At 63.5% G+C, this 13034-nt stretch carries 13 protein-coding genes; 7 read left to right on the top strand and 6 right to left on the bottom strand.

Features of this window, described 5'->3' with window-relative positions:
* The first annotated feature begins 27 nt into the window (after window positions 1–27).
* Together IRI77_RS34015 and IRI77_RS34010 are read left to right on the top strand one after the other, a co-directional pair.
* Complete coding sequence (locus IRI77_RS34015; RefSeq protein WP_194449375.1) at window positions 28–1161, top strand: pyridoxal-phosphate-dependent aminotransferase family protein; 1134 nt, start codon at window positions 28–30, stop codon at window positions 1159–1161.
* A gap of 228 nt (window positions 1162–1389) precedes the next feature.
* Complete coding sequence (locus tag IRI77_RS34010) at window positions 1390–3270, top strand: alpha-amylase family glycosyl hydrolase (protein ID WP_194449374.1); 1881 nt, start codon at window positions 1390–1392, stop codon at window positions 3268–3270.
* 93 nt (window positions 3271–3363) lie between these two features.
* Here the strand turns inward: IRI77_RS34010 and IRI77_RS34005 are convergent, their stop codons facing one another.
* Window positions 3364–4833: an InlB B-repeat-containing protein gene (locus IRI77_RS34005; RefSeq protein ID WP_194449373.1), complete on the bottom strand. Its 1470-nt coding sequence runs from the start codon at window positions 4831–4833 to the stop codon at window positions 3364–3366.
* Between the two features lie 109 nt (window positions 4834–4942).
* Entirely contained in the window at window positions 4943–5719 is a 777-nt protein-coding gene (locus tag IRI77_RS34000; RefSeq protein ID WP_194449372.1) for an SDR family oxidoreductase, read from the bottom strand.
* On the opposite strand from IRI77_RS34000, the gene IRI77_RS33995 reads away from it, so the two are divergent.
* From IRI77_RS33995 to IRI77_RS33985, 3 genes are all read left to right on the top strand, one after another.
* Window positions 5718–6554, top strand: a complete 837-nt coding sequence (locus IRI77_RS33995; protein ID WP_228486464.1) for an SDR family NAD(P)-dependent oxidoreductase — start codon at window positions 5718–5720, stop codon at window positions 6552–6554. The genes IRI77_RS34000 and IRI77_RS33995 overlap by 2 nt on opposite strands.
* 27 nt (window positions 6555–6581) lie before the next feature.
* The gene (locus IRI77_RS33990) at window positions 6582–7190 is read left to right on the top strand and encodes a DUF1349 domain-containing protein (protein WP_228486463.1); all 609 of its coding nucleotides are present in this window, start codon (window positions 6582–6584) and stop codon (window positions 7188–7190) included.
* A gap of 257 nt (window positions 7191–7447) precedes the next feature.
* The gene (locus tag IRI77_RS33985; protein ID WP_194453900.1) at window positions 7448–8257 is read left to right on the top strand and encodes a GlcG/HbpS family heme-binding protein; all 810 of its coding nucleotides are present in this window, start codon (window positions 7448–7450) and stop codon (window positions 8255–8257) included.
* Window positions 8258–8321: 64 nt separating this feature from the next.
* On the opposite strand, the gene IRI77_RS33980 is transcribed toward IRI77_RS33985, so the two are convergent.
* Both IRI77_RS33980 and IRI77_RS33975 read right to left on the bottom strand, forming a co-directional pair.
* Entirely contained in the window at window positions 8322–9413 is a 1092-nt protein-coding gene (locus tag IRI77_RS33980; RefSeq protein WP_228486461.1) for a sugar phosphate isomerase/epimerase family protein, read from the bottom strand.
* Window positions 9414–9611: 198 nt separating this feature from the next.
* Window positions 9612–10076 carry a VOC family protein gene (locus IRI77_RS33975; protein WP_194449370.1) on the bottom strand — a complete coding sequence of 155 codons (465 nt, stop codon included), beginning with the start codon at window positions 10074–10076 and terminating at the stop codon, window positions 9612–9614.
* A gap of 186 nt (window positions 10077–10262) precedes the next feature.
* Between IRI77_RS33975 and IRI77_RS33970 the strand changes: the two genes are divergently transcribed.
* On the top strand, window positions 10263–10601 hold the full coding sequence (locus tag IRI77_RS33970; protein ID WP_194449369.1) for a P-II family nitrogen regulator: 339 nt from the start codon (window positions 10263–10265) through the stop codon (window positions 10599–10601).
* Here IRI77_RS33970 and IRI77_RS33965 read toward each other — a convergent pair.
* Entirely contained in the window at window positions 10598–11491 is an 894-nt protein-coding gene (locus IRI77_RS33965) for a metallophosphoesterase (RefSeq protein WP_194449368.1), read from the bottom strand. The two genes, IRI77_RS33970 and IRI77_RS33965, sit on opposite strands and share 4 nt — an antisense overlap.
* A 69-nt stretch (window positions 11492–11560) precedes the next feature.
* Between IRI77_RS33965 and IRI77_RS33960 the strand changes: the two genes are divergently transcribed.
* Window positions 11561–12592 carry a glycoside hydrolase family protein gene (locus IRI77_RS33960; RefSeq protein ID WP_228486460.1) on the top strand — a complete coding sequence of 344 codons (1032 nt, stop codon included), beginning with the start codon at window positions 11561–11563 and terminating at the stop codon, window positions 12590–12592.
* Here IRI77_RS33960 and IRI77_RS33955 read toward each other — a convergent pair.
* Window positions 12589–12963, bottom strand: coding sequence for an ACT domain-containing protein (locus IRI77_RS33955; protein ID WP_228486459.1), 375 nt, complete (start codon window positions 12961–12963; stop codon window positions 12589–12591). The two genes, IRI77_RS33960 and IRI77_RS33955, sit on opposite strands and share 4 nt — an antisense overlap.
* Between the last annotated feature and the right edge of the window lie 71 nt (window positions 12964–13034).

The following is a 13034-nucleotide window of genomic DNA, read 5'->3' as shown; positions in this document are numbered from 1 at the left end:
CTACCATTCAGAATAAACTGGTCAGTGATGTCCACCACAGCCTCCGCACTCAAAGCACCCACGAAGCTGCTCTTCGGACCCGGGCCGTCGCCGGTCCATCCGCGCGTCTACGAAGCCATGCGGCAGCCCATTGTGGGCCACCTGGATCCCTTCTTCTTCCAGGTGAATGAGGACATTCGCCGGGGCCTTAAGACCTGCTTCGGCACGGCCAACGAGTTCACCATGGTGATCTCGGGCACCGGCAGCGCCGGCATGGAATGCGCGGTGACCAACTTCGTGGAGCCGGGCGCCAAGGTGGCCGTCTTCGCGAATGGCTACTTCTCTGATCGGCTGACGGAGATGGCGCGCCGTCACGGCGGCGACGTAGTGCGGTTGGAGAAGCCCTGGGGCGAGACCTACACCGACGCCGAGGCGCGCGAGTTCATCGCCAGCACCAAGCCGGCCGTGGTCGCCTTCGTCCAGGCGGAAACCTCCACCGGCGCCTACCAGCCCGGCCATGCCATCTGCAAGGCCGCGCACGAGGCCGGCGCGCTCGTCATTGCCGACTGCGTCACCAGCCTGGGCGGCATGCCGGTCCTGGTGGACGAATCCGGAATCGACATCGCCTATAGCGGCACCCAGAAAGCGCTGGGGTGCCCGCCCGGCCTGGCGCCCATCACCTGCTCCCCGCGCGCCCTCGAATGGCTGAAGGCCCGCAAAACGACGACGGTGAGCTGGTATCTGGACCTCAAACTCCTGCTGGACTACTACGAGAGCGCCCACCGCTACCACCACACGGCGCCCATTTCGATGTTCTATGCCCTGCACGAGTCCCTGGCCATCATCACGGAAGAGGGTCTGGAAAACCGCTGGGCCCGCCACAAGGCCAACCACGAAGCCTTTGTCGCCGGACTGGCGGAGATCGGCGTGGGCATGCTGGTCGCCGAAGGCCACCGCCTGTGGACGCTGAACACCCCCTTCGTTCCTGCCGGCGTGAACGACATGAACGTCCGCAAGAAATTGATGGCGGAGCATAGCATCGAGATCGCGGGCGGTCTCGGGCCGTTGGGCGGCAAAGTCTTCCGCATCGGCACGATGGGCTACGGTTCCAGCCCGGAGAATGTCCAACTCCTGCTGGGTGCCCTGAAAGACGCCTTCCAGGCCGAAGGCTACGGCAAGTAAAGCTGGTGGCCCGGTTACCGAAACGGCCGGGCCCTGAACTACACAATGTATGTGGGGATCGCGTCATCCCCATTCCGCGCAATGCAATAGGCCGGAGCCTGCCCGCAAACAAGAGGCAGGACCAGGCGGAGCAACAGCTACGCGTGCAGCCAGGGGAGAATGTTCTGTCGTGCCCAACGCCCAGGCTGAGGCTGCACTGCGGCCACCCTACCCTCGGAGGACCCTCGAATGTATGAGCAGTTTGGCGCCATTGTCGACCAGAACGACAAAACCGTCACGTTTAAGCTCTTTGTACCCGACAACACGCTGGACCCCGACCAGTACACCAGCGGCGGCTCGCCAGGCCTGACCGATGTGTTCGTGATCGGCGGTTTCCAGAACCCGCTGACTCGCATCTGGGATCCTGACCACCCCGTCCGGATGAGCCCGTCGAACTACACGGATCCCCAAACCGCCACGGTGAAGGGCATCGTGTACACCTTCGTCTCGGCGCCGTTGCCCGACGGCTTCTACGAGTACAAATACCTGCTGCACTTCACGGAAGCGGCGCCGCGCCAGATCACCGATCCGTGTTCCCGGTACGGCGGCACCGAGAATCAGAATTCCGCCTTCGTGGTGGGCGGTTCCGTGGCTACGGTCCAGCCGCTGGCCAGTCCGCGCCGCCCCTACGGCGACCTCATCCTCTACGAACTGATGATCGATGACTTCACGGCAAACCTGAAGAGATCGGACGAGGCCCCGCTGCAGACCATCGCCCGGAAACTCGATGACCTCGTAGCCCTGGGCATCAACGCCATCGAGTTCATGCCGTGGACCGCCTGGACCTACCCGGTGGATACGACACAGGACTTCAGCTGGGGCTACAACCCGGTGCAGTACTTCTCGGTGGCCCACAAGTACACCCTGAACCCGGACACCGAATTGGACAAACTCGTCCACTTGAAGCGGCTCATCAACGAGTGCCACAAGCGCGACATCCACGTCATCATGGACGGCGTCTTCAATCACGCCGACGCTTCCCCGCCCGATCGCGGCTTCCCCTACTACTGGCTCTACCAGGAACCCGCCGATTCGCCTTATGTCGGCAACTTCGCCGACCACAGCTATTTCCAGGATCTGGACTACGCCAACCAATGCACGTATGAGTACATCCGCGATGTCTGCTTCTACTGGATGGACAAGTTCCAGATCGACGGCATCCGCCTGGACAACACGCTGGGCATCTACAAGGCCGACGACCGCGCGCATGGCCTGCCCAAGCTGCTCTCGGATATCCGCGCCCACTGCGTGGACACTGACAACAAAAACTTCGCCCTGATCCTGGAACACAGTTGGGACTTCGAGGCCATCGACGTCACCAACAAAGTGGGCGCCACCAGTTGCTGGCTCGACCCGTTCCGCAGCCGAAATATGGACTACCTCGGCAACCGGCCCGAAGGCCGTCCCCAGGTGGACCCCGGCCTAATGCGCCTGCTGGACGCACATCGCGATTTCGGCACGGATCACACACCGACGATCTACATCGAGAATCACGACCATCGCCGCTTCATGTTGAAAGCCGGTGGGCGCGACTTCTGGTACCTGACCCAGCCGTACATCATCGCTCTCTTCACCAGCCCCGGAGCGACGCTCATCTACAACGGGCAGGAGTTCGGGCTCGACAACGACATGCCCGAGGACGGCGATGGCCGTGTCGTCCCGCGCCCTTTAAACTGGCTGCTGCGTGACGCCGAACCGGGCCCCACCCTCTTCGCCCGCTACCAGCAGATGATGAGCATCCGGAACGCGCATCCCGGCCTGCGCAGCACCAACTTCTACCCCAACAACTGGGACGAATCGAATACCCAGCGCAATGAGCACGGCTTCGGCCTCGACCGCGCCGGCAACCTGGTGGTCTATCACCGGTGGGGCGACGACGGCCAGGGGCATCTGGAACGGTTCTATATAGCCTTGAACTTTGCCCAGTACACGCAATGGGTCTCCTTCGAGGTCCCGGACGCAGGCCCCTGGACGGACCTAATCAGCGGCCACACCGTGACGGCCCAGGGTGGCCGCCTGAGCGTGGAGGTCGGCTCAAACTGGGGCGCGATCTTCTTCAAACGGGATTGATTCGCCAACGAAAGTGCGCCCGGGGCGGAAGTTCGCTCCGGGCGCGCGGTTTGGTGGAGAGCGGCTCGGGCCGATGCCCGAATCCCTGAACAGCTAACGGAAGTTGGCCTGGACGGAAGTGGCCTTGGTCATACTGACGGTGCAGGTGAGCGCGGTGCCGGAGCAGGCGCCGCCCCACCCAGTCCAGGCCGAGCCGGGATCGGGTACCGCCGTCAGCGTCACCTGGGCATCCTGCGGGAAGGTGTTGGAGCAGCTGCCGCGCCCGCCGCAGTCGATACCGGCCGGAGCACTCGTCACTACGCCCTTACCGGCCCGGTTCACTGAAAGCGTAAACGAGGACTTAAAGGAGGCGGTCACCGAGGTCGCCGCATTCATAGTGAACGTGCAGGTGAGCGCTGTGCCCTGGCAGGCGCCTCCCCACCCGGCGAACACGACGCCTTTGGCGGCGGCAGCAGTGAGAGTAACGGAAGTGCCGGTGTTCAGCGAGGCAGAGCAGACGCCCGGACACTTGATGGACCCGACGTTGCCGGTGACCAGGCCGCTGCCTGCGGTGGCGACGGTCAGATCGACCACTGCGGGGCCATCGAGATCCGCGGCAGCCATCTGGGCCCCGATGTAATTGCCCACTTCGGCATCGGCCGGCACGTTGCAGAGCGCGTCCGCGCAGATCGCTTCGTGCGTGATGGCATCGTAGGTGCCCGCAAACTTGTAGAACTCATAGCGGCGAACCACTGCCTGGGAACCGCCGCCCAGGGCTCCTTGGTTGCGCTTCTGATTGCGTTTGCCCTTGCCTCCGATCTTGGCCTGCACCAGATACCAGGAGGTTTCCACCTGGGCCGGATCCTCCGGAACGACAGCGTTGTCGGTGACGAGCTCGTCGAGCCCGACCTTGCGCTTGTGTTCGGTTTTGTACACTTTCATCCACTGCGCATCGCCATACTGGAAAGCGGCAACGGGCTGGATGGGCGCCACGATGTCGGCGGCGACCTGCACGGGATCAGCCGGCTTGGCGGGTTGGATTACAGTCCAAACTGGCGCGGGAATGGAAACCGGTGAACCATAGCGCTTCAACGTGCCCGGGTTGGCTGGATCCGCCACCAGCCAGTAATAGTAGGTCGCGGTCGGATTCTGGTACGTCCACACGCCGAAGTGCTCACAGCCGCTGGTCTGGTAGTTCAGCGTGCCCAGGACACACTGATGGCCGTTGGTCGGGGTGAAGTCGACAGCCGCCGGTGTCGCGGTCAGGTACTGCTTCGTCGCCGGATCATAGCCGGACAGGTAACGAACATAAACGCCGCCCTGGAACGGCACAATGTTGGCCGCGCCAAAGCGATTCCAATTGAAGGTCCCGCCAACACTGGAGACGCCATGGAGCTCGATTTCGAACCCATAGGCCGGCTCTTTCGTGTCGTTGAGCACATCGAAATTGGACAATGCGCCGAAGAGAGTAACCGGTGTTTGCGCCTGGGCGCAGACGGCCGCCGAAAGGACGGCAAGCAAAAAAGTGCCACGCTTCAGTGAGCGGGCAAACGTATCCTGACAGAGCGCGATCCATGGTTTCATTTGTTGAATCCCCTTGTGTCCAGTACCGGCCGTGCGGTGTGCATGCGTCCGGGATTGCTCGGTCAGACACGGGTTCGGGGCCCAGGGAACGAGTTTTTGAAGAAAGTGCCTAGCCGCGCCCGATGAACGGCATGGTCGTGGCCATGACAGTCAGGAACTGGACATTGGCATCCAACGGCAGTCCGGCCATGTAGAGGATAGCGTCGGCAACATGCCTCACATCCATGCGAGGCTCCACCATGGTCGATCCATTGGCCTGCCGCACCCCGGAAGTCATCCGCTGCGTCATCTCCGTCGCCGCATTCCCGATGTCGATCTGGCCGCAGGCAATGTCGTACTCGCGGCCATCCAGAGAGATGCACTTCGTCAGGCCCGTGATCGCATGTTTCGTCGCGGTGTAAGGCGCGGAACCCGGCCGCGGTGCGTGCGCCGAGATCGAGCCGTTGTTGATAATGCGGCCGCCCCGCGGCTCCTGCTCCTTCATCAGCCGGATGGCCTGCTGGGCACACAGGAACGGGCCCGTAAGATTCACAGCCACCACCGCGTTCCACTGCTCAAACGACAACTCCTCCATGGGGATGCCCGGAGCATTGGCGCCGGCATTGTTGAAGAGCAGGTCCAGGCGTCCAAAGTGGCTGCGAATGGCCGCGAACAGCGCCTGGACGGACTCCGGCTTGCCGACGTCCGTGGGCACCGCCAGCATACTGCCGCCTCCAGGCGTGGCAAGCCCCGCGGTCTCCTGCAGTGCCGCCTCGCGCCGGCCCGCCAGCACCACGGAATAGCCGGCGGATTGCAGCGCCAGGGCGCAGGCCCGCCCAATGCCGCTGCCGGCTCCGGTCACAAGCGCGATTCGTGGAGTGGTCTCTGTCGGCGTGGAGAAATTCATGGCGAATGCTCCATTGTCTATCACCCCAGGCCGGCAGGATGCGGGAGCGGGTAAGCTGGTCGGGATGGCTGAGTATCCACGATTCGATCTGACGGGCCGGACCGCCCTGGTGACAGGCGCCGCGCGCGGCCTGGGCCGGGCCATTTCACTGGCCCTGGCACATGCCGGAGCCGACGTCGCCCTCGGCCTGCGCGATGCCTCGTCCGACGGAGGCTTGGCGGAGGAGATCGAAGCAATGGGCCGCAAGGCCCTGCGGCTCCAGATGGATGTGTCGTCGCTGCAACAGATTCACCAGGCAGTGGAGTCCGCCGCCGCGCAATTCGGCCGCCTGGACATCCTGGTCAACAACGTGGGCATGGCCGAGGTGAATCCGGCTGAAGCCGTGACCGAGGCGGAGTACGACCGGCAGTTCTCCCTGAACGTAAAGAGCGCCTTCTTCGCCAGCCAGGCAGCCGCCCAGGTGATGATGCGGCAGCAGGGCGGCTCGATCGTGACGCTCAGCTCGCAGGCCGGTTTCGTGGCCCTGCCTGGAGTTTCCGTCTACTGCATGACGAAAGCCGCGCTGGTGCACATGACCAGATGCCTGGCGGTGGAGTGGGGCAAACACGGGATTCGCGTCAACGCCGTGGCGCCCACGTTCATCGCGACACCCGGCAATGCGGAAGTCCTGGCCGACGACGCCTTCCGGGCCGATGTCGTCGAACGCATCGCCGCGCTGCACCGCATTGGCGAACCCATGGAGGTGGCCGGCGCTGTCGTCTTCCTGGCCTCAGGCGCGGCCTCCATGATTACCGGGCATACGATGTTGATCGATGGCGGCTGGACAGCGCGCTAGCCGCTTCCGCAACCTGAATACGAGGTGATGACTTTGACCGAAGAACCCATTCTGCTCCCGGGCCTGCCTGCGGCGCTTCACTCCACGGTGCCCAATGTTTGGACGGCCAGTGAGGATGTACTGCAAGGACAGGCTCAACCGGGCACCGATCTGTTCCTGGATCCAATCGGCGACGCCCGCAAACTGGATGCGGCCATGCTGCTGTTCCAACCGGACGCGGAGTTCATGCTCAGCGCCTGCGTGGAGGTCCAGTTCGAAGGCACCTTCGATGCCGGCGTCCTGCTGCTCCACCAGGACGATTCGAACTGGGCAAAGCTCTGTTTCGAGTACTCGCCCCAACGCCAGCCCATGGTGGTGTCGGTAGTCACCTGCGGCGCTTCGGACGACTGCAATTCCGTGGTGATCGACGGTAATCGCGTATTCCTGCGCGTGGCCCGCATCGGACGAGGCTACGCCTTTCACTACGCCACCAGCGCGGAAGGGCCGTGGCAGTTTGTCCGGGCGTTCGGCCTGGCGCCGCTGCCGCTGCAGGCCGGCTTCCTGGTGCAATCGCCCATGGGGCACGGCTGCGAGGTACGCTTCAGCTCGATTTCCTACACGCCCCAGCCGCTAAAGGACCTGCGCAACGGCGAATAGACGACGGCCGCGAACAGAAGATTCTCTTCCCAGATTATCTGTATTGAGTTATATTCAATTGGCTCCGGGGGCTTTCGAACCGCCAGGCAAAGAGCGGAACAAAGCCAGCGGAGGGAGGCCCGGTCATGAACGTCCCTGGCATCCGAAGACATCGGTAGCCAGGAGAGATCTCGTTTCGGAGGACGAACATGATTCGACCCTGGGGTCCGGCAAAGAGCCTGACACTCTGCCTGCTTTTCACCTTTTCTTTCATTGCCATGGGAGCTGCGTTCGACGACTCTCCCGGCAATGGCAACAACAACTCCGAGTGCTCGCGTCTGCCGGGCTATGCGGAGTTGAAGAGCGCGCTGGCCTCCGCCACGGCCACTGAAACCAGCGGCCTCAACAATCAGATGTGGGCCACCCTCGTGAACCGCGACGGCGTGGTCTGCGCCGTGGCCTTCTCGGGAGAAAATCGCGGCGCGCAGTGGCCCGGCAGCCGTGTCATCTCGGCGCAAAAGGCGAATGCCGCGAACGCCTTCAGCCTCGACGCGTCGTCGAACGACAACGGCTCGGGGCAAGTGGGCGGCCTGGCTCTCTCCACGGCCAACCTCTACTCCGCCGTGCAACCGGGTGGCAGCCTGTATGGCCTGCAACACAGCAACCCGGTGGACACCTCCGTCGCTTACAAAGGCCCGGCTTCCAAGAATGGCACGTCCAACGACCCCATGGTGGGCAACACGATCGGCGGCGTGAACGTGTTCGGCGGAGGACTGGCCCTCTATGCCGAGGGTCACAGGATCATCGGCGGCGTCGGCGTCAGCGGAGACACCTCGTGCGCCGACCACAACATCGCGTGGAGGGTGCGCAACCTCCTCAAACTCGACCACATGGCGGTGAACGGAGCCGTGCCCGCCGTACCCGGACCGGCCAGCCTGTTCAACGCCGATCCCACGCATCCCGACAACATCATCTTCGACATCACCGCCAATCCCAATGGCGGCACGGGCAACAGCGCCAGCGGCTTCGGCCATCCCTCGTGTCTGAATACCAGCGGGTCCAGTACCCTGCCGCCTGTGCGGCCGTAAGTCCACCAGACGCACAAATGCCGGCAGACGGATTGCGCCTGCCGGCATTTGTGAAGTCCAACTACTAGAGGGCGGCCAGTACTTCCTTCATCAGGTAGCGGGCGCCGTCGACGCCATCCCACGGACCCTCTTCGTACTCAAGCGCGAAGATCCCCTGGAACTTGTTGGCTGTCATGATGCGCACACACCGTTGCACATCCACTTCCTTCCAGCGGCTCCAGGTCTTGGCATGCACCGTGGAGTGCGCGTAAGGAGCAAGATCGTCCAGCGCGTGATACAGCATGTACTCGTGCTCCCAGTTGCAGAAGTCCGGCGAGGCTTCGCAGAAGGGATGATTCACTTCGTCGAGGATGATCCGCACGTGCAGCGGATTGGCGCTGAGGCCCCAGTGGTTCTCGATGGTGACCTTGACGCCGACCTTCTGCCCGTAGTCGGCCATCTCCTTGAAGGACTCAATCGCGTTGCTGAGGTACTTCACCACTTCGTCGTTGCGCGGGTAGTCGGACGTGGCCACGGCGCTGGGCGCGATCCGCGGCCCGCCGGTATTGACACGCATCGTCTTGGCGCCGAGAATGGCCGCGCCATCCAGCCACTTCTTCGCCACGTCGATGCCGGCTTTGCGCTTCTCGGGATCGAGATCGCAGATGTCGCGCGGGGCATTGTTGGAGATGTGGTGGCAAAGCACACCGCCCGCGGCCATCTTGCCCGCCAGCGTGGTGAGCCACTTCTTGGACGACGGCGTAGAGGGGTCGAACTCGTAGACGGTGCGCTTGTTCTCGCCCATCATCACCGTGGAGCCGACGTACATGCTCTGGTCCGTGACATCGCCAAACAGCGACGACCACAGATCCATGTGCCAGACGCCGGGGAACGTGTCCTTCGTGAACTGCGGGAAGTCGAGCATCGTGATCTGCCCGTATTTCTTCCGGAAGGCTTCCACCTCCGGACCAACCGGCCGGGACGTGGGCCGGGATTTGAAGAGAGTTCTAAGCGGCCAGGTGTTGGAGGCCAGCCGTGCGAGCTTTTCCTTCTCAGTAAGAGCGCGCGCGACGCCTGTCCCAGGCCCTGCGTTGACTGAGCCGGCGAGCGCAACACCGGCCGTTGCGGTCTGGAGAAAGGTCCGCCGTCCGGTCCCTTGAGTAGGTCTGTTCTGCAATTTAATATTCCCTTCTCGATTGGTATGAGCTGTTTCGAAATGCATACCTGCGCGGGCATCCCCTGACTGGCCCGATCCATCGCGCTGCCGAGGACCGAACCAGGACCGGATCCCATCGCACACTAACAGGATGCGCGTTCTGCTATCGAAAGGTTACAGGGCGGACGTATTTTGCCTGACAGCGCAGTGTACCGCGGACTACTCGAGCAGCGCTTCGAAGCGGCGCTGCATCTCCTCCGGCGAAACGGCCTCAATCGTTTGGGCGAACATCCACTCATGTCCAAAGGGATCGCGCACAACAGCGGCGCGCTGCCCGTAGAACTCATCCCCGGGCGGCCGCACAATGGTCGCGCCCGCCTGGCTGGCCCGCTCCACCAGGGCGTCGACCTGATCGACATCCAACTGGAGGGCACTCGTCGCTCCGCCCAGCGACTCGGGTCCGCGAATGCCGAACTCAGGATACTCGTCGGCCAGGTAGACAGTCGCCGGTCCGATCCTGATCTCGGCATGGCCGATGCGGCCCCCCGGCTCGGTCAGCCGCAGGACCTCCTCCGCTCCAAACGCCCTGATATAGAAATCAATCGCCTCCGCCGCGCGCCGCAGGCGGAGGTATGGGCGGACGTCTTTGATGACAACGTTCTGCTGCACGGGCTGCTCGCTCATGGTGACTCTCTTTCCCAGACGGATTCGGCCTTGATGGCTTCAGTGTAGTCTCCGGCGGCTGCGGACGGATTGTAGGAATTTTCCCGCCCGGCGGCCCCAGCGGCGGCTTTATGCTCTCTTTATGCCCCGGTCATGACTTCCTTACGGAGTTCAGAATAGTCTCGGGTTGGGAGGCAATTCCAACTCATGCTGAAGATCGAGGCGAACATCCATCCGGCCAGGCTCGACGACGTCCAGGCGGCGCTGGAGCAACAGGGCATCGTGGGTGTGATGATGTCCCAGATCATGGACCACGGCGGCCCCGACGGGCCCCGGGCCTTCTACCGCGGAGCCGAATATCGGGCCAGTACCCCAAGAGTGCGCCTGGAGATGCTCGTTTCCCACGAACGTGCCGATGATGTGGTGGAACTGCTGAACCGCGTCGCGCGCACCGGACTCGGAGACGACGGGATCATCCTAATCTATGAGGTCGCCGACGCGGTCCGCATCGGCCGGGGCGAGCACCTCCAATACTCGCTCGTCTAGCGCAACGGGAAGGAGCGGCCCGATCCCGCGCCCGCCTGGCGGACCACCAGCCCGTCCGGATACACGTCCACCACCTGGCAACTCTCGTTCACCGCATGCTCCACCATGCCGGGCAACGTGACGTAGGGGATGCCCGAATGCAACGCCGCCCCGCCCTTATGGTCGTGTCCGTTCAGGTAGGCTGCTGTGGCGGAGCTGGCTTCGAGAATCCGCAGGACCTCCTCGTGATCCCACAGCAGGTGCTCCGGCCGGCACGAGGCGGCCAGCACCGGGAAGTGACTGAAGACGATGACGCGGTTGCCCTGACCGGCTGCGCGGGCAAGCGTCTCCTGCAGCCATCTCCTCTGTGCCGGACCCACGGCTCCATTCCAGGACTGGGCGTTGGAAAGGCCGGCTTTCTTCAAGGCATCCAATGTGGCCCGCCCGGCCTGCGCATGCGGATCCGCCTCCGGCCAGCCGCCCGCCACGCTCTCGTTCATGCCATCCAGGACAACGAAGGTCCATCCCTTTACTGAGAAGTCGTAGTAAGGCCTGTTCAGTCCCAGGACGGACATCAACGTGGAGCGCCCGGCCGTGAAGTCATGGTTGCCCAGCACGTAATACCGCGGCGCCTGGATCTGCCCATAGACCTTCCGAATCACCTCCAGGTTGCCCGCGCCCTCATCGATCAGGTCGCCGAGGTGCACCACAAACTCCAGCCTCTCCCGATTCAACAGGTTCGCGCACGCCGCCAACTTCGCCGTCGACACGCGATACTGCCGGCCGATCGCGTCATCCTTGTCGGCATACTGCACATCCGCGATCGCCCCAAAGGAGAACAGGGGCTGCTGGGCCGATACAGGGACCTGTGCGAGCATCGCGACGCCAAGGAACAGAGCGAATCCGTGCATCCTTCCAGTTTCGCCCCTTCGCGCCGCCGCCCGCGAGACCGTCCAACGGGACGGAGTACGATAGTCGGCGTGAACGCACTGCTGTTTCCTCGTCTCACGAAGTCCCTGTTGCTGGTGCTGGGCGCCGCCTGCTGCCTCACTACGCCAGTGAAAGCGCAACAGGGCAAGATCGCCGCCAAGCCACTCTTCCGCGACCCCGTCCACGACGGCGCCGCCGATTCCGTGCTCGTCTGGAACCGCGCCGAGAAGCGCTGGTTCATGCTCTACACCAACCGTCGCGCCAACGTGCCCGATCTGCCGGGCGTGGCCTGGGTGCATGGCACCCGCATCGGCATCGCGGAATCCATCGACAACGGAGCGAGTTGGAAGTACCGCGGCGTGGCCGACATCGACTACGGCAAGCCGGATTACTCGCTCTGGGCGCCCGATGTCATTGACGACGGCAAGGTCTATCACATGTTCCTCTCCGTGGTACCGGGCACGTTTCCCGACTGGAACGCGCCGCGCGACATCGTCCATCTCACCAGCACCGACCTGCTGCACTGGAGCCATGGCGTCAAACTGCCCCTGGCGTCAGACCGCGTGATCGACGCCACCGTCATCCGGCTGAAGAACGGCCAGTGGCGGCTCTGGTACAAGAACGAACGGGACAAGAGCCATATCTACTACGCCGACAGCCCGGACCTGAACCAGTGGAACCCGGGCGGCGTCGCCGTCGACGACCGTGCCGGCGAAGGCGCCAAAGTCTTCCTCTGGCAGGGCCGCTACTGGATGATCACCGACATGTGGAAGGGCATCGCGGTCTACTCGTCGCCGGATACCAACAAGTGGACGGCCCAGGCGGAACCTATCCTGCGTGACGGCGGCAAGCTGCCGACAGACCGCGAAAAAGGCCAGCATGCCGATGTCGTCGTCAGCGGAGACCGGGCCTACATCATCTACTTCACGCATCAGAGCGGGGCCGACGCGGATCCCTCCGTGCCCAACTCCGGCCGCCACACGCTCCTGCAGATGGCCGAACTGAAATTGAAGGATGGACAACTGACCTGCGACCGCGACGAACCAGTCCACGTCTGGCTGGCGCCGCCCGCCGGCCGCTAAACGATCAGGTCATGTCCGGCGGCGCGTAGCGCGTCCAGCGCCCGCGCCAGATGCGGCTCCGGGATCAGCACCCAATCGGTGTCGAAGGTCGACAGCGCGAAGATCGGCACCGCCGCCTCCGCCAGGGGCTGCAGAAATGACGCCAGGATCCCGGTCAGTGCGAAATCGAAAGGCCCCGCCAGTTGCAGGCACGCCCAACCAGCTTGAGCGCGGATCCCATCCGGCGCCTGATCCGCCGGGCAGACCACCGACAACTCCTCGGGAGTTCGCGTGATGGAAACAAACGGCCCACGCCCCGCCCAATCCGGAATCGCGTCCTCGGCACCCAGCCGGCAAACCGCCCAACTACCCTTCAGCTGCCGGAACTGCAATCGATGGCCCATCCCCTGGAGCCTACCAGAGCTCGGGACTCAACATTTAATCCATCCACCGGCCTCGCCTG

Origin of the sequence: Paludibaculum fermentans (assembly GCF_015277775.1) — a bacterium.
Classification (GTDB): domain Bacteria; phylum Acidobacteriota; class Terriglobia; order Bryobacterales; family Bryobacteraceae; genus Paludibaculum; species Paludibaculum fermentans.
This window is presented reverse-complemented; position numbering and strand designations above follow the sequence as displayed.